This is a genomic window from Pseudoalteromonas piscicida, from assembly GCF_000238315.3.
In the GTDB taxonomy this organism is placed as follows: Bacteria; Pseudomonadota; Gammaproteobacteria; order Enterobacterales; family Alteromonadaceae; genus Pseudoalteromonas; species Pseudoalteromonas piscicida.
This window is the reverse complement of the sequence record NZ_CP011924.1, coordinates 1,559,725-1,577,167: the sequence shown is the minus strand read 5'-3', so window position 1 is coordinate 1,577,167 and position 17,443 is coordinate 1,559,725. Positions and strand designations below refer to the sequence as shown.

The 17,443-nt window shown below is 42.9% G+C and carries 14 protein-coding genes and 1 pseudogene; 8 read left to right on the top strand and 7 right to left on the bottom strand.

The genetic code is table 11. The features are described 5' to 3' along the window. Window positions 1-60: 60 nt before the first annotated feature. From PPIS_RS07225 to PPIS_RS07215, 3 genes are all read left to right on the top strand, one after another. Window positions 61-1,335: an imelysin family protein gene (locus PPIS_RS07225; protein ID WP_010373832.1), complete on the top strand. Its 1,275-nt coding sequence runs from the start codon at window positions 61-63 to the stop codon at window positions 1,333-1,335. Further along, window positions 1,328-3,535, top strand: a complete 2,208-nt coding sequence (locus PPIS_RS07220) for a TonB-dependent receptor family protein (protein WP_010373834.1) — start codon at window positions 1,328-1,330, stop codon at window positions 3,533-3,535. The genes PPIS_RS07225 and PPIS_RS07220 overlap by 8 nt, the downstream gene beginning before the upstream one ends. A 117-nt stretch (window positions 3,536-3,652) precedes the next feature. Next, window positions 3,653-4,639, top strand: coding sequence for a sterol desaturase family protein (locus PPIS_RS07215; protein WP_010373836.1), 987 nt, complete (start codon window positions 3,653-3,655; stop codon window positions 4,637-4,639). A 188-nt stretch (window positions 4,640-4,827) separates the two neighbouring features. Here PPIS_RS07215 and PPIS_RS07210 read toward each other — a convergent pair whose 3' ends face one another. Then, a complete protein-coding gene (locus PPIS_RS07210; protein ID WP_010373837.1) occupies window positions 4,828-5,115 on the bottom strand; it encodes a hypothetical protein in 288 nt (95 codons plus the stop codon). 277 nt (window positions 5,116-5,392) lie between these two features. Next, on the bottom strand, window positions 5,393-6,964 hold the full coding sequence (locus PPIS_RS07205) for a cation:proton antiporter family protein (protein ID WP_010373839.1): 1,572 nt from the start codon (window positions 6,962-6,964) through the stop codon (window positions 5,393-5,395). 131 nt (window positions 6,965-7,095) lie between these two features. Between PPIS_RS07205 and PPIS_RS07200 the strand changes: the two genes are divergently transcribed. Then, a complete protein-coding gene (locus PPIS_RS07200; RefSeq protein WP_010373841.1) occupies window positions 7,096-7,839 on the top strand; it encodes a sporulation protein in 744 nt (247 codons plus the stop codon). A 107-nt stretch (window positions 7,840-7,946) separates the two neighbouring features. After that, window positions 7,947-8,393: a GNAT family N-acetyltransferase gene (locus PPIS_RS07195; RefSeq protein WP_010373843.1), complete on the top strand. Its 447-nt coding sequence runs from the start codon at window positions 7,947-7,949 to the stop codon at window positions 8,391-8,393. 35 nt (window positions 8,394-8,428) lie between these two features. Here PPIS_RS07195 and PPIS_RS07190 read toward each other — a convergent pair. The 4 genes and pseudogenes from PPIS_RS07190 to PPIS_RS07175 form a co-directional block, all read right to left on the bottom strand. After that, window positions 8,429-9,775 (bottom strand): annotated as a pseudogene (locus PPIS_RS07190) (sodium-dependent transporter). A 222-nt stretch (window positions 9,776-9,997) separates the two neighbouring features. Further along, window positions 9,998-11,284, bottom strand: a complete 1,287-nt coding sequence (locus PPIS_RS07185) for a sensor histidine kinase (RefSeq protein WP_010373847.1) — start codon at window positions 11,282-11,284, stop codon at window positions 9,998-10,000. 21 nt (window positions 11,285-11,305) lie between these two features. Next, window positions 11,306-12,013: a response regulator gene (locus PPIS_RS07180; RefSeq protein WP_010373849.1), complete on the bottom strand. Its 708-nt coding sequence runs from the start codon at window positions 12,011-12,013 to the stop codon at window positions 11,306-11,308. 119 nt (window positions 12,014-12,132) lie between these two features. Continuing rightward, on the bottom strand, window positions 12,133-12,936 hold the full coding sequence (locus tag PPIS_RS07175; RefSeq protein WP_010373851.1) for a hypothetical protein: 804 nt from the start codon (window positions 12,934-12,936) through the stop codon (window positions 12,133-12,135). A 98-nt stretch (window positions 12,937-13,034) separates the two neighbouring features. On the opposite strand from PPIS_RS07175, the gene PPIS_RS07170 reads away from it, so the two are divergent. Next, a complete protein-coding gene (locus PPIS_RS07170) occupies window positions 13,035-14,282 on the top strand; it encodes a serine hydrolase domain-containing protein (protein WP_010373853.1) in 1,248 nt (415 codons plus the stop codon). Here the strand turns inward: PPIS_RS07170 and yhbY are convergent. Next, window positions 14,279-14,575 (bottom strand): ribosome assembly RNA-binding protein YhbY, encoded by a 297-nt coding sequence (yhbY, locus tag PPIS_RS07165; RefSeq protein ID WP_010373854.1) that lies wholly within the window; start codon window positions 14,573-14,575, stop codon window positions 14,279-14,281. The genes PPIS_RS07170 and yhbY overlap by 4 nt on opposite strands. 86 nt (window positions 14,576-14,661) lie before the next feature. On the opposite strand from yhbY, the gene rlmE reads away from it, so the two are divergent. Then, window positions 14,662-15,291, top strand: coding sequence for a 23S rRNA (uridine(2552)-2'-O)-methyltransferase RlmE (gene rlmE, locus PPIS_RS07160; protein WP_010373855.1), 630 nt, complete (start codon window positions 14,662-14,664; stop codon window positions 15,289-15,291). A gap of 67 nt (window positions 15,292-15,358) precedes the next feature. Beyond that, the gene (ftsH, locus tag PPIS_RS07155) at window positions 15,359-17,311 is read left to right on the top strand and encodes an ATP-dependent zinc metalloprotease FtsH (RefSeq protein ID WP_010373856.1); all 1,953 of its coding nucleotides are present in this window, start codon (window positions 15,359-15,361) and stop codon (window positions 17,309-17,311) included. The last annotated feature ends 132 nt before the right edge of the window (window positions 17,312-17,443 follow it).

Sequence of the window (17,443 nt, the reverse complement as noted above, 5' to 3'; positions counted from 1 at the left end):
TAAAAGGTTAGCCGTTAATTCTGCTAACCTTTTGTTGTATATAGATAATAGAGAATACAAATGAGAGTATCTAAACGTTTAAGTGCCGCTGCCGCTGCCGTCGCTGTGGCTTTGGTATTGTCGGGTTGTGGTGAAAGTACTTCAAGTAGCCAAGGTCCTGGAGTGAAGGATAATAACTCTGGAACGGATAATCCAACTTTACCCACGCAATTTGATGAAGCAGCCTTGGTAAGTAACCTTGTGAATAATGTGCTTACCCCTGCAATTGAGCAATTCAATGAACTCGCTGTAACACAACAACTTGAAGTTGCGAGTTATTGTAGTGCTGAAAAAGTACTGGCTGAAAATACCGCCGGGTTAAAGCAAAATGCTCAACAAAGTTGGCGCAACGCTATGGTTGGGTGGCAGTATGTTGAATTGATGCAAATGGGTCCACTTATTGCCAATAGTAAAGAGCTTAAAAATAATATTTATGTTTGGCCCGCTACAGGCTCGTTATGTGATATCGACTTGGATGTAGTGTATTTTGAGGATGGCGTTATTAACGGTAATGCTAGCAATCCCTATAATATCTCTGAGCGTACTGCAAACCGTAAAGGCTTAACTGCCTTAGAGCACCTTCTATTCAATGCCAATCTTGACCACAACTGTTCGTCAGTGAATGATGCTTTGGCACCATGGAATAGCCGTTCAACTCAGGAAAGAGCGGTTGCGCGTTGTGAGTTTGCGACGGAAGTGGCTAAAGACATTGAAGCACAGAGTAACATACTCCTGTCTCAGTGGACTGGAGAAAATGGCTACGCAGCTAAACTTGTTAATGCAGGACAACCAGGCTCGCCGTTTGACACGCCCCACTTAGCGCTCAATGAAATATCAAAGGCGCTATTTTACATGACCGAAGAGTTAAAAGACGGCAAAATAGCGACGCCGTTAGGCCTAGGTTTTCCGAATGCGTGTGGTTTAGAGGCTTGCCCTAAAGCGGTGGAATCGCCAATTGCAGAACATTCGAAAGAGAATTTACTTGCTAACATCAGAGCATTTAGAAACATCTTCACCGGTAATGGCCAAGATGCTGAGAATACATTGGGCTTTGACGACTTTTTAGATGCTGAGAATGGTAGTGATGTAAAAGAGCGCATGCTTGCAGGACTAGCGGATGCAGAAGCTACACTGCTTGCGATGAATGCGAGCCTTAAAGCTGAGCTTGCAGGGTCTACAGAGCAAGTGACGCAAACACATACAGACGTTAAAAAAGTGACGGATGATTTAAAGACCGAGTTTATCGAAAAGCTCGCCCTAGAACTTCCACAAACTTCGGCAGGTGACAATGACTAAGCGCATGAACATGAAGAAATCTTTATTAACGGTAGCGGTAATCTTTGCACTACCTCAAGCGCAAGCTGCGGATGACAATCAAGATATTGAGCATATCTCTATTATCAGCCACCACGATAAATTGCGAAAAGAAGCTGGCTCTGCAACGTTGTTGTCAGAAGCGCAGTTGGCAGAATACGAATACGATGATATTCACCGTATTCTTTCCAATGTGCCTGGCGTTAATATTCGTGAAGAAGATGGTTATGGCCTGCGACCAAACATCGGTTTTCGTGGTGTAACACCTGAGCGAAGCAAGAAAATCACCATAATGGAAGACGGCGTGCTCATCGGTCCGGCTCCTTATTCTGCGCCAGCTGCTTATTATTTCCCGGTTACGACTCGTATGACTGCAGTTGAAGTGTTTAAAGGACCTGCGGCTATCAAGCATGGCCCGCAAACCGTTGCTGGTGCGCTTAACTTGGTGACTCGCCAAGTGCCAGAATTTACAGAAGGCGGTATTGATGTTGCGGCTGGCAGCGATGGTTATTCCAAAGCGCACGGCTACTACGGTTCAGTCGTAAATAATGTCGGCTTCTTATTCGAAGCGGTTAATCTACAAGCCGATGGTTTTAAAGAGCTTGATGGCGGTGGTGATACGGGGTTTGAGAAGAACGATATCTTAGCCAAGTTTAATTATAAACTTTCACAAGGTGATCTAAATCATACCTTTGGCTTAAAACTCAGCTACGCCGACGAGTTGTCTGACGAAACCTACCTTGGTTTAACGGAGGCAGATTTTGCTGAAAACCCGTATCGTCGATACGCAGCGTCTCAGCCGGCAGAGATGGATACCAAGCATACTCAGGTAATGTTATCCCATGTGCTTGATGGCAAAGACTTTAACGTTACAACAAGACTGTACCGTAATGACTATGAGCGAGCTTGGCTTAAGCTCAATAGTGTGGGTAGCAAAAGTGGACCATCTCTTTCAAAAATCATGGCAAACCCAGAGACTTTTGCAAATGAGTACGGTGTGATCACTGGGGCAAGGGACTCTGTCGTTGCAGGTTCAAATATCTTTTTGAATATGGGGACTAATGACCGTGAGTATTTCTCTCAAGGTCTTCAAGTCGATGCCAATACGAGCTTTAGTCTGTTTAACTTAACCCATGATATTGCTGTTGGCGTGCGTTTCCACGAAGATGAAATTGAGCGCAAACATTTTGAGCAAGCGTATGCAATGGAAGGTGGTTCACCTGTGTTGCTTGAGGGGTCAAAGCAGTTTATATCACTGAATACTGAAAATACCAAAGCGTGGTCGGTATATCTAGAAGATAAAGTACAACTTGATGCGTTGACACTAGGCCTTGGCCTTCGTGGCGAGCTGATGGACATGTCTTACCAAGATAATAAAGATGCCGATGTTTGGATTGATAAAACCACCCGTATTTGGCTACCTAGCCTAAGTGGTTTCTATCAGCTTTCTGATGATGCCGGTCTTTTATTTGGTGTGCACCAAGGTTTTGTGCCTTCTTCACCACAACAAGATCCGGATATAGAGCTTGAGAAGAGCGTTAACTACGAATTTGGTGGGCGCTTTAATGATGGTGTGACTCAGTTTGAGATTGTGAGCTTTTTCAACGATTATGAGAATCTGAACGAAAGCTGTGGTCAGTCTAATTGTGGTGTTAATGACCAACAAGACCAGCAATTCAGTGGTGGTGAGGTGGATGTTTACGGTCTCGAAATGCAGTTTGCACAACGTTACCCTTTGAGCCTTCAATTGGATATCCCTTATAGTCTCACCTACACCTATACGAAAGGTGAATTCCAGAATGAGCGTGCGACAACGTTCGCACAATGGGGTTATATTAAAAATGGTGATGAGCTTCCGTATTTACCATCTCATCAAGCCACTTTTAACATTGGCCTCGCAGCAAATGACTGGAAAGTTAACGTAGCCATCAAATACATCAGTGAGATGAACGAAGCTGCTGGCAGAAGCACTGAAGACTTTGAGCTTGTACTTGAAGGTGCCAAGGTGCCTAGCACAACCATCGTTGATGTATCCGCAAGTTACGAGCTAGGTCAGTATGGTCAAGTTTATGCTAAAATCGATAACTTGTTCGATGAAGCAGAAATTGTCAGTCGCCGCCCGTATGGCGCGCGCCCAGGCAAACCAAGACAATTTAGTTTAGGCTATAAATACCAGTTTTAATTGATTGTCTATGCGGCTCTTAAAATAAGGGCCGCAGCTTCATGGCGCCTGTCGTAAGGCCTATGGAGCTATTCCAAAAATATATGAACTCATTATTTCTTTTTGATGGAAATGACTATGTTAGAGCAATTATGGCAAAGCATTACTGAACTCCCAGGCTACTTGTTCGATGCCAATAAAAGAGTGTATTTGCCATACTTGTTTAGTGCCATTTTGATGGCTGTTCCTGTTTATATCGCCACAGAAAAAGCGCGCTCTGGTAAAGGTTTTTTAAAGTTTCTGTTTCCCAAGCAAGTGTGGTGGTGCAAAAGCGCCAAGCTCGATTACTGTTTATTGGTCACAAATCGATTGATAAAGGCGGCGACGTTCACGCCTATCGTGTTGACTATGGTACCGGTGGCGCTAGGGTTATCCGGTGGGCTTGAAGCGCTTTTTGGTCCAGCTTTACATCTTGAAGCGCCAGAATGGCTGGTGATTGGACTATTTACGTTATTTTTATTTATAGTCGATGACTTCACTCGGTTCTTGCTGCACCTGATCCTACATAAAATCCCATTCTTTTGGGAGTTTCACAAGGTGCACCATTCTGCAAAAGTCCTGACTCCCTTTACCATTTATCGCTCACATCCCGTTGAAAGCTACCTGTACGCCTGTCGTATGGCATTAACTCAAGGAATTGTAGTTGGAATAGGGTATTACGTATTTGGCAGCAGCTTGAGTATGTACGATATTCTTGGTGCGAATGCGTTTGTCTTTTTATTTAATATCTTTGGGGCTAATTTAAGGCATTCACATATATGGCTGAGTTGGGGTAATAGGCTAGAGAATTGGTTTATTAGTCCTGCACAACACCAAGTGCATCACAGTAGCAATCCAATCCATTTTGATACCAACTTAGGTTCAGCACTAGCCATTTGGGACCGTATGTATGGTTCGCTTATTAAGGCCTCGAGTGCGGGTAAAATTACCATTGGAGTTGGGCAATATGATGCAGGGCATGATTCACTGACCGCAATTTACTTGAAGCCATTCAAGCAGGCTTGGAAAACGTTATTACCGAAAAAGAAAAATAACCCGCCACTAAAATCTTCGCAGGGTGACTGATCTCGGTTACTCAGCTCCACTTCTTTGCAGGGAAAAATTGGTGTTGCTAATCACCGTAATAGCTTACGCTATTTATTACTTTATTAGGATGCTTGTGAAAGAGGTGAAAGCTTGTGCTCGGAAGAGGAAAATAGGCTGACGACGGGCATTGTCAGCCTATGTGGGAGAGTAGGCTCCCTAAATCTTTACTAGTGTAGTTGCGATGAAGGCTTGCTGCGGAAAAAGCCTAGCTCATTTAACTTCTCAATTAGTTTTGGATCGTCTAAACGGCTCGGAGTTTCTTCATCTCTTAAATAATGATCGTTTGGTACCGCATGCATATCGAGCATTTTATGAAAGAGGATATTGCGAATTGCCAGCGCTGTCATACCGCTGTCCTGAATTGCGTCTAGTCTTTCTTGGAGGTCTGAAAAAGGCGCAGCCTTGACGTCATCCACTACTGCAGAAAATTGACCATTAGATTTATTCTTAATCATAAAACCCCCAAAGGTATAGCTTGTTCACAATCCAGTGACACGATGTTCAAAGGGCATTCGGTATCAATTTATGTTCATAAAATAGATACTTACGCCATGTCCGATGTGATCAGTTTACTCTGAAGTGGGGGCAAATTACCATCTTGGATGTAAAGCTTTGTAAATCGAATAATGAGAGGAATGAAACAATAAAAATAGACGTCTAGACGTAACGCAATGATCTGAATATGAAAATAGTTCTCAGTACCAATTATGATACTGAGAACCAATATCTAATTTAAGTAAATAATTTCTCTTTTACGTGTTCTGCAAAACCACTACCTGCTTCAAGGTAGAAGTTATAGGTAGAATTCACGCCCATTTCTTCTAATTCCTTCTGTTGATCAGGGTAGTTCGCAATGGCGGTAACTTGGCCGTTATAACCCGATGCTTTGAGCTGCTCTAGTGCGTAAATGTTTTGCATATGCTTTGGCATTGCGAGCATTACCATTTCTACTTCAGAATGATTTACACGTTGCCAAAAGTCAGGATCGGTTGCGTCGGCGGTCAATACTCTGCGGCCTCTGGAAACATGTTTTTCAACCACCTCAGGTTTAATATCTACACCTGCAACGGTATCAGGGAAACTGGCTTGTATTGTTTCATAAGCACCGGTTCCAATTCTTCCCATGCCAAATATTACGATTTTTGTATCGGTCAGGTTTACGGGTAGTTCTTCTTCTAAGCGGTCTTGGCTCTCGAACTTTAATAACCAAGGCTCTAATTTAACGTAGATTTCGTTCGAGCGTTTGTTTAGCGGAGACGCAATCACAAAAGTAATAGAAACAGCAATAGCCACGACCGCTAACCAGTCAGGAGCAACCGCACCAGAAGCAGATGCAACGGCACAGACAATAAGACCAAACTCGCTATAGTTAGTGAGTGTAAAAGCGCTCAATAGTGGTGTACGAGCACGCAATTTGAACATATTGGTGAAGAGATAATAAAGAGAGACTTTAATCGGTAGAACAATTACCAGTAGAATTGCTATTAAAAGCGTGTCCAGTGTAATCGTGGCATTCAAACCAATATTCAAGAAAAACCCAACAAGCAAGATGTCTTTCACATTCAGTAGTGATTTTGATAACTCACCGGCTTTTTTATGTGGGGCAAAAATCATACCCATGATCAGCGCACCGAGATCACCTTTGAGACCCGCAAATTCAAAGGCATGATAACCTGCGACTAACGCAAAGAAGAAGCCAAAAAGAGGGAGTAACTCACCATGCTTTGAACGGCTTAATACCCAAAACATAACTGGACGTACAAGCGGTAGCACTACAAGCAGTGCCAGTGCCCAAATATTGGGTACTTTGCCTGTACTGACGGCGAGAAAGATAACCGCAAAGATATCTTGCATAACCAAAATACCGATTGAGATTTTACCGTGAAGACTTGCCATTTCACCGCGTTCTTCCAGCACTTTTACCGCAAAAACGGTACTGGAAAAGCTAAATGCAAAACCAACCAGTAAAGCGCTTTGCCAGTCTAGGTCGGTAAATAAAGGTAGGCTCATCGCCCCTAGCATCAACAACAGGCTAGCGAAAAACGCCGTACTGGTAATGATGTGCATACTCGCAGGTGCCCAAACCTGAGGCTTTATCAAGTTACCAACTCGCAATTTTAAGCCGATGCTGAAAAGCAGCAGTGTTACACCAAGATCTGCCAGTTGGGTAAGTAAGTCCGTGGTTTTATGGCCAAGTAGGTTTAAGACAAAGCCTGCCATCAAAAAACCAATCAAAGGAGGAAGCTTTAATTGATAAACAGAAAATCCGCATGCAAATGCGACAGCAAAATAGAGCAGTTCCATAACTTTAAATTTTTATCCAAGATATGAGCAGTGTACCAAAACCTCCTGATATATAAATTATAAATTTTCGCTGACAAGTTGGAAAAAATATGGTTATGATGCAGGTAAGGACATACCGGACAGGAGACGTAATGTTTAAGAAGATCCTAGCATCTGTCGGTATCGGTGCGGCAAAAGTAGACACTGTATTGGAAACAGAGCATTTGCACCCGGGACAGAAATTTCAAGCGCAAATTGTAATAAAAGGCGGTGACGTTAGCCAAGAAGTAACAGGTTTAGAGCTTGCGCTAATGACAAGAGTTAAGGTTGAAGGGGAAGACGGAGAATATTTTAGTAATCATGTTATTGACCGTTGGCGTGTAGGTAATAATTTCACGATAGGCCCAGGCGAAGAAAAAGTTATTCCTTTTGAAGCTCGACTTCATTCAGAAACACCAATCACAGAAATCAATGCGGGCTTCAACCGTTGTCATGTTTGGATTGAAACTGGTTTAGACATTGATTTGGCAATCGATCCGTCAGACAAAGATGCTTTACATATTTATCCAAATGAAGCTGTGAAAGCATGTATGACAGCGATGGAGCGTTTAGGCTTCCATTTAGTGAAAGCGGATGTAGAAAAGGGCTATTTACGAGCATCTGAGTTTCAGTCTGTTTCTGGTTGTTACCAAGAACTAGAATACCGACCAAACTCACGTGCATTATTTGGACTACAAGAAGTTGAGCTTTCGTTTGTACCTGAAGCGCATCGAACTCATGTACTGATAGAGTTGGACAGAGCGTTTAGAGGGGATGGTTACGTCGATCTAACAATTGAGCACGATCACGTCAATATCTCTCAATTGTGCGATCAGTTGGAGCGGCTGTTCTCATAATCACTTAATTTACTCTCAAACGCCCAGCTTTGTCTGGGCGTTTTTGTTTCAGGCATAAAGGATACCAATTAGTCTTAATAAAGCTATTTGGTATGACAGAGAAGAATATGAATTGGCAAATTAAAAGTTATGATGCGCTCACTAAAGATGAGCTTTTTGAGATTTTAAAGCTAAGGGTAGAGGTATTCGTTGTGGAACAAGCATGTCCCTATCCAGAAATTGATGATACCGATAGGGCGCCTGAAACTCGACACCTATTTTTAGTTAAAGATGAACAAATTTTAGCGTATGCACGTTGTTATAGAAAATCCGCAACTACTGCATCCATTGGCCGTGTTATCGTTTCGTCAATGCTGCGAGGGCAGGGCATTGCACATAACCTTATGCATCGCGCGATTGCTTGTTGTGAAACGGATATTACCCATGAGGCTTTAGTTATCTCTGCGCAGTGTTATTTAGATAAGTTTTATACGGGGCTCGGCTTTGTGAAGCAAGGTGAAGATTATCTAGAAGATGGGATCCTGCATCAGGATATGTTATTTGTGAAAAAGTAAAAGAGGCTATGCGTAGCCTCTTTTTATGAGCGAAATTATAGTGAGTTTAAAAATACCGCAGCAATGGCAATTGGACAAACAAAGCGGATGTACCAAGGCTATACTTTCCAGAAGAAACTACTACCAACTTCCGGGCATCCTGATTCAATTTCTTTAAGCAGTTTTGCTCTGTGCCAAATCCAACCGACAAATACACAGCACAGCATGCCAAGTAGTGGCTGACCAAACTTTGTTGTCAGGCTAACAGTAAAGCCGAACAGGGTTTCGATGTTTACCAAAATGGTGAAGCTTACGGCTGTTACCAAGGTACCGATGATCCAGGTGGCCTGCACTCTGCCCAGTGCAAAACGTTCAACAGCATAGGAGACGGGCGCTTCTAGCATCGAAATAGACGAGGTGAGTGCGGCAATACTCATCAGAGCAAAGAAAGCGAAGCTTACTAAAAGGCCAATACTACCCATGCTATCAAACAATGCTGGCAATACTTGAAACACTAAGGTGTCTTCGTTTAGTAGTGAGCCGTCAGCCGCAAAAATCTCTACGCCTTGCGCTTGTGCGACATACATGGCGGGAATGATAAGTAAGCCAGCAACGAATGCGATAAAGACGTCGATTAAGGTAACCATGGCACCAAGTGAAACTAAATTCTCTTTTTTACTAATGTATGAGCCGTAAATGATCATCACGCTGGTACCAAGTGAAAGCGAGAAAAATGCTTGTCCTAGGGCATCAACGAGCAACTGTGGATTAAGCACAGAAGAAAAGTCAGGAACAAGGTACACCTTAAGACCTTCAACGGCACCTTCTTGGGTTAATACATACGCAATTAACGAGAATAAAATACCGATAAGAGCAGGCATCAAACGTTTTGACCACTTCTCAATGCCGTTTTCTACGCCTTTACTAATTATAAGCACGGTGAGTGCAATAAAGGCCGCTGTAAAGACGATGTTGCGCGACATAGACGAATCAGCAAGCCAAGATTGCGCTTGAGTCATTGATGCAACTTCCGCGATGGGTTCAAGTGTTGCGCTAAACATCCACCCAGCCACGATTGCATAGAAACTTAAAATGAGACCCGCACAAATTATGCCGCCGAATCCGACAACAAAAGCAAGCTTACTTTGCCATGCTGTATTTGTTAGTTTGCGCAGTGAAGATACGGCATTTGCTTGGCCGTGACGACCAATGACGAGTTCTGCCATTAGTGCTGGATAAGCAAGACAAAAAGCCAAAACCAGATAAACTAAAACAAACGCAGCACCACCATTGGATGCCGTTTGTGTTGGAAACCCCCAAATGTTTCCCAAACCTACCGCCGACCCTGCGGCGGCCATAATAAAACCAAAGCGAGAGCTGAACTCTCCTCGGACATTGCTCATAATTATTATACTTCTCTAAAAATTTCTAACGGCGCTGACAATCTACTGTAATTAAAAAGAAATAAAAAGAGTAAATTACCTTGATTTAGCGCAAGTTTTAGCCTGATATTTAGCCGTAATTAAGTTGTTGCACTCAAAAAGCAAAGCTTAGCTTATAAGCTAATGTTTTCACGATTATTTCTATATGAGATAAGTCGACGTGTAGCGACTTATTTACAATAATTATTTTTCTTTACAGGGTAGCGAAAGCACAAATTTTGCGCCACCTAATCGTTCTGACTGGCTAACGGTGGCTGTACCATGATGCCAATCCATGACTTTTGCAACGATTGCAAGGCCTAAGCCATAGCTTTTACCTGCACGGTTACGGTGAGTTTGCTCTTGAAAGAAAGGACTAAAGACTTTATCCCAATTTTGTCTCGCGATCCCAGGGCCATCGTCTTCAACTGTAATAATGAGCCAATGCTCAGTGCGGTGTGCACTTAATAATACACTGGCAGTGGCAAAATCACAGGCATTGCTGATCAAATTACTTATCGCTCTTGCAAGCCAATGCAAGTCACCATGGATCATTAAGTGTTCCGGAATTTCTACCCGACCAGACAGCTGGTTATTTTGCAGCTTTGGTTGCATTTGCTGCATCAGATCTTGACCATAGCGAGATAGGGTCGTTACTTCATGTTTTAGTAAATGAGACTTTTGTTCAAGCGTCGCAAAAGATAGGTAGCTCGAGAGCATATCTTCCATTTGATCTAGATCTTTTTCCATGCGCGCTAAATAATCGCGAATGGCATCGATGTCACTTTCATCTAATGCTGCATCTAGGCCAAATCTTAAGCACGCAACAGGTGTCCGGATGTCATGAGAAAGACTGGAGGCCATTAGCTTATTCTCAGCCATCAACTTCTCTATTTGGCTTGCCATTCGATTAAAGGTATTTTCTAAGTCACGGATATAAGTGAAATGATTTGGGGCGATGCGCGCGCTTAGATTACCACTGGCAAAGTGTTTTGCTGCAGTATTGAGAACGATCAAGCGTTTAACTAACGGAGAAAGAATAAACCATAATATTGCGCAAATGCCACCGTAGAAAAATAACGTCAGCAATACGTCGTAATCTGCCTGTTCAACCTGAGGCTCCCATTCAAGTTCAACGTAATCAGGCGCCATTTCAGGGGTTGTTTTTAGCAGATATACATTCTCGTTTTCTATCACTAACCCATCAGGTAGTAACATCTGTTGTTTTAATTCGAGCGGCATGGCTAAAGTATCGCCATCTTTATAACGAATGTTGATGTCGAATTGTTGAGCAATTAAAGCCGTTGCATTTTCGCGCTCTTCCTGCTCAATATTTGCAACTTGTTTCGCAAGGCCGGTAATTAGTTTGCTCTGCCACTCAAAACTATCTTCTAAAGGAGCGGTTTGCTGATTATAGGTGTCGATCACCCAACCCAGTGCAAAGATCGAAATCAATGCACCAGCGAGTAAGTAGATGTAGAGTTTCTTCACGATATTAGCTTGCGACCTTCATTACCAAGCTGATGGTACGAGTAGATATCCTTTACCCCACACCGTTTTAATTTTTTCTGGGTTTTGAGGATCATCATTAAACTTTTTACGCAAGGCAGAAATGAGCACATCAACGCTTCTGTCGAGGCCGTCATACTCTCTTCCTTTTGTCGCTTTAAATACCGCATCGCGAGAGACAACTTCACCAGCGTGACTGGCTAAAAATTGTAGTAGTAGATATTCAGCACTAGAAACGATGACTTCTTGGCCAGTAACACTGACTTTGCGAGCTTGAGTGTCGATGCATAGCTGTCCAACTACGAGTTCGTGATTGGCTGCGTGATGATCTTGGGGTTTTTCTTGTGCAGCGCGCACATTTGCTTTGATCCGAGCGAGTAAGGCACGAGGACGAACGGGCTTGATAACGTAATCGCTAGCACCAACTTCCAAACCGATGACTTCATCCATTTCTTCATCTTTGGCAGTGAGCATAATAACAGGCTTGTTATAAAACTGACGTAAGTCGCGGCATACGCTGATACCGTCCTTACCTGGAAGCATAAGATCAAGTAAAACAAGGTCGGGGTCTAGTGACTTAACACGTTCAATAACTTCATCACCGCGATAGCAGCAATGTGTTTTATAGCCTTGGTTATCAAGATATTCAGCGACCCATTGCGCCAATGAAGTATCATCTTCAACCAATAAGATTGTGCCGTATTGCTCCATGTCTTTACTCCGAACTTTTTATTTTTCTGCGTCGAGTATAATCCTAAAAGCGTTATTGTCTGTAAATAAGTGTAGCGCCAGCTTGCAGTTAACCTTTGTCAAACTGGCGAGTACTTATGCTACTTAACGTTTAGTTTCTCAATTAGACTCTCGGCCAAGTGTTTTTGCATATCAGCTGTTAACGCTGACACTTCCGTTTGGGTACATGCACCAGCGGTTTTCTCAAGCGGTGAAACCGTTTTAGTTACCTTGTAAGGAGGAATATCAACAGGCTTCTGGCCACGTTGACGGCGTGCTTCGTCGGTATTTTGGGCGACGATAAACGACAGTACATCGTGTTCATTCTCTATTTTCTCCACCTCGGTAAAGGTGAATTGTAAAGGGATACCTTGGAAGCCCGCGCTATCTACTGAAGATTTAGCAAACCAGACAACATCGGATGATGCTTGGTGTGCCAAACGCATACTGACAGAAGCCACAATATTAGTACATTGAAATGCTGGCGAATTTTGAGCCAGTTCAGCAATATGTGGATGTGGATTTCTTGGCCTATCCAGTGCGTACGTTTTATTAGCTGCAAATTCCAAATCAAGTTGATGAATTGTTAGCGTGTAGTTTGCGTTTTTAGCTGCAACAACTTTCAGGCCTTTTTTCTCAAGTAAAGCAACAATCTGCTTTCTCAGTGTATCAGTCAAACTGACCTTATCGGCATTGATGTAGACTGTGTCACCTTGAGCAAGTGGGTGAGCGGGCAATTGCACTGATTTAATTCGTGCGGAATTAAGTTCGGTACTATAGCTGATTTGATAAACAGACTTTTTTAGTAGTGGCTTCTTAGGTACATCTAACTTTGGCGCTAATGGCGCTGTGGTGACACATCCAAAAAGTAGACTTGTACATAGAGCTGCTAGCACTAAACGCATTAAAATACCTCAATTAAACAGTTATTTTCTTATATTTAGTGAGTTCCGCCAATTCATCATGTTAGTATGGCGGGCGAGTGTTAATGAAATGAGTCATTATGAAGTCGCTAATTCTCACATTAGTTTGTTTTTTTTGCATTAGTTATCCAAAAATAACGATTGCAAAAACCCCAAACCAGCAATGGTCACAATTTTTAAAGAGCTATTCTAAGCAAGTCGAGCGCAAACTAAAAGAAAAATCGGTGCCCGGTGCTGCTTTATCCGTCGTGCATGTCGAGCACGGCAGCTACGCAGAAGGTTTTGGCAAGACAAAAAGTCGTCAAGGAAGTGTGGTCAACGAACAAACTCGCTTTCGCTTGGCATCGGTTTCAAAAACGTTTGCAGGAAGTCTAACGGCTAAATTGGCGAGCGAAGGGTATTTTAATATTGACGATAGAGTGGGTAGCTATTTGCCGCAAGTCGCCAAAGGTGATTATAGCCAACTTAAGCTCTATCATTTGTTAAGTCACTCGAGTGGCTTAGTACCTAATGCCTACGATAATTTAATCGAGTCTCGCATGGACTACCCACAAATTGTTGAGCGCTTACTGCAAGTCAAAGCGTTATGTAAGCCCGGGGAGTGTTATGGTTATCAAAATGTCATGTTTAGCTTAATTGGAGATGTTATCGAGCAGGCGACGAACATTAGTTACAAAACTTGGATGGAAGAGTTTGTTTTCGCGCCACTTAATATGCATGACGCCGGTCTTGGCTACGAACAAATGACAAAAAATGATAATTTTGCGTGGCCGCATGTCAGAGGGCGAAAGCGTTGGCATACCGCTAAATTAAAGCCGCATTATTATAAAGTACTCCCCGCAGCTGGTGTAAACGCCAGTGCTGCTGATATGGCGCAGTGGTTAAAAGCACAATTAGGTATGTATCCAAGTGTTTTATCACCAGATGCTCTGAGTAAGCAATCAGTGCCGTATACGTTGACGAAACGTGAGCTGCGCAGGCGCGTTTGGTGTGGCCACGTAGAAGAAGCTTACTATGGACTTGGATGGCGAATTTATCGTTATGATGGCAAACTGCTCTATTACCATAGCGGCTGGATGCAAGGTTATCGTACCGATGTGGTGATTATTCCAGAGCTTGGAATTGGGTTTAGTCTACTGTTAAATGCAGAGAGTGGCATTATTAATCAGCTTACGAACGACTTTATTGTTGACGCATTGGCGCTTGAGAAGAAATTACTGCCTCAGGTGAGTGAGCAGGAAATTAAGAAAGTAAAAGCAGAAGAAGCGAGTTTATTACAAGAGATTGCGACGTCTTCAGGTGAAAACGTCGCAGACAACAAAGATTAGTTACGAGGTAACTGGATCTTTTTGTCTTCGCTTTGGCGGTACAACACAATGATATGGCCAATGGTTTGTACTTTATGTGCATTTGTTTCACGAACAATTGCTTCAAAAATCAGTTTCTTAGTTTCACGATCATTGGTTGGTACTTTTACCTTGATAAGTTCGTGAATGTTCAGGTTTTGCTCAATTTCAGCCATGACGCCTTCGGTTAGGCCGTTTGCGCCTAGAAGAACAACTGGGTTTAAAGAATGAGCTAGCCCTTTTAGGAACTGCTTTTGTTTATTTGATAAGGTCATATTGATACAATCTTATTTATTAAAAGGCTTGAATTATCGATATTCTAACGCCATCTAGACAATATTACTAATGAGTTGTAGTTAATATGGCAAATAAAAAACATTCCGCCAGTTCGAAACGTTGGTTAAAAGAACACGTAGAAGACCCGTATGTGCATGAAGCCCAAAAACGTGGCTATCGTTCACGAGCGGTTTTTAAGCTGGAAGAAGTCCAGCAAAAGGATAAATTGATCCGTAAAGGAATGACGGTAGTTGATTTAGGGGCGACTCCAGGGAGCTGGTCGCAGTATCTCGCAGAGCAGGTAGATATTGACGGACAAGTTATTGCTTGTGATATCTTACCGATGGACTCATTAGCGGGGGTTGATTTCCTTCAGGGGGACTTCAGAGAAGAAGCGGTATTAAATGCGTTACTGGATAGAATAAACGGTAAGAATGTTGATGTGGTTTTTTCTGATATGGCACCAAATATGAGCGGAAATATGTCAACCGATCAATCTGGCAGTATGTATCTGGTCGAGCTAGCATTAGATATGTGCCATCAAGTGCTAAAACCAAACGGTGCATTTGCGGTTAAAGTTTTCCAAGGAGAAGGCTTTGATCAATTTGTACAAGAGGTACGTAATTGTTTTAAGGTCGTAAAGATCCGTAAACCAAAAGCGTCTCGTCCTCGTTCACGCGAAGTATATGTAGTGGCGACGGGCTACAAACTGTAGTACAGTTGGAAAGCATCAAGTTGAATTTGAATTTTTTTGGATACAAGAGGTTAACTCCTTGAGCGATATGGCTAAAAATCTAATACTCTGGTTAGTGATTGCAGTAGTGCTAATGACTGTGTTCCAGAGCTTTAACGGTGGCGAACAATATGATCGCCAAACGAGTTACACACAATTTGTAAAGGATGTGCGCAATGGCTCTGTAAGAGAAGTCAGTATTGATCGTCAAACCGGCGTGATTAGTGGCGTTCGTTCAAGTGGAGATCGTTTTCAAACAGTAATTCCATTAACTGATTTGGATTTGGTTAATGACTTACTTAAGAACGATGTAAACATCAAAGGCGTTGCCCCAGAAGAGCAATCTTTCCTTGCAAACATCTTTATTTCTTGGTTTCCAATGCTTTTGCTTATTGGGGTATGGATTTTCTTCATGCGCCAAATGCAAGGCGGTGGCGGCAAAGGCGCAATGTCGTTTGGTAAAAGTAAAGCTCGACTAATGAGCGAAGACCAAGTTAAGACAACATTTGCGGACGTTGCTGGTTGTGACGAAGCGAAAGAAGATGTTACTGAGCTAGTAGATTTCTTGCGTGACCCGTCAAAGTTCCAAAAATTGGGCGGTAGCATTCCGAAAGGCGTGTTAATGGTTGGTCCTCCAGGTACGGGTAAAACCCTACTTGCTAAAGCCGTTGCTGGCGAAGCAAAAGTACCATTCTTTACCATTTCCGGTTCTGACTTCGTAGAAATGTTTGTCGGTGTTGGTGCATCTCGTGTTCGTGACATGTTTGAACAGGCAAAGAAAGCTGCGCCTTGTATCATCTTTATCGATGAAATCGATGCGGTAGGCCGTAAACGTGGCGCTGGTATGGGCGGTGGTCACGACGAGCGTGAGCAAACACTTAACCAAATGCTTGTAGAAATGGATGGCTTTGAGGGTAACGAAGGTATTATTGTTATTGCTGCTACTAACCGTCCTGATGTACTAGATCCTGCATTATTACGTCCTGGTCGTTTCGATCGCCAAGTCGTGGTTGGTCTTCCGGATATTCGTGGTCGTGAACAAATCTTAAACGTTCACATGCGTAAAGTGCCTTTAGACGATAATGTTGAAGCGTCAGTGATTGCACGTGGTACGCCGGGCTTTTCTGGTGCTGACTTAGCTAACCTTGTGAATGAAGCTGCACTGTTTGCTGCTCGTGGCAACAAGCGTAAGGTAAGTATGGCGGAATTTGACGCCGCAAAAGATAAAATCATGATGGGTGCTGAGCGTAAGTCCATGGTGATGAGCGAGCAAGAGAAGGAAATGACGGCTTATCACGAAGCCGGTCACGCGATTGTTGGTCGTTTAGTGCCTGAGCATGATCCAGTATATAAAGTGTCGATTATTCCACGTGGTCGCGCATTAGGTGTAACAATGTACTTACCGGAGCAAGACCGTGTAAGTCACTCTAAGCAACACCTAGAATCTATGCTTTCGAGTTTATACGGTGGTCGTATCGCTGAAGCGCTGATTTACGGCGATGACAAAGTAACGACAGGCGCGAGCAACGATATTGAGCGCGCAACCGATATTGCTAAGAAAATGGTTACTCAGTGGGGCTTAAGTCCGAAACTTGGTCCACAGATGTACTTAGAAGAGCAAGGCGAGATGTACATGGGTGGTGGTTCTCACCGCATGTCAGGTATGTCAGATGAAACCGCTAAGCTTATTGATGCTGAAATTAAAGATTTCATCGATCGCAACTACAAACGGGCGGAGCAAATCCTAAAAGATAATATGGATATTCTTCACACGATGAAAGATGCGTTGATGAAATACGAAACGATTGATGCATTGCAGATTGATGATCTAATGGAGCGTCGTGATGTTCGTCCACCAAGGGATGCGCATGACATTAAGCCAGAGAAAAAAGCAGAATCTGCGAAAGTAACAGAAATAAAACCTGAGCCTAAAGCTGAAAAGCCAGCAGAAGAGCAGTCAAACGACACATCATCAAACTCAGAGCTTGATGACAAATCATAAGATTAGGTAGAATACGACAGCCCCGAGCAATCGGGGCTTTTTTGTATCAGTTGATATAAGTTTTATGACATTCGATGCGAGAACTTAAATCAACTGCTATAAGCCTTTCGTTATCACCAAACTTAGACTACA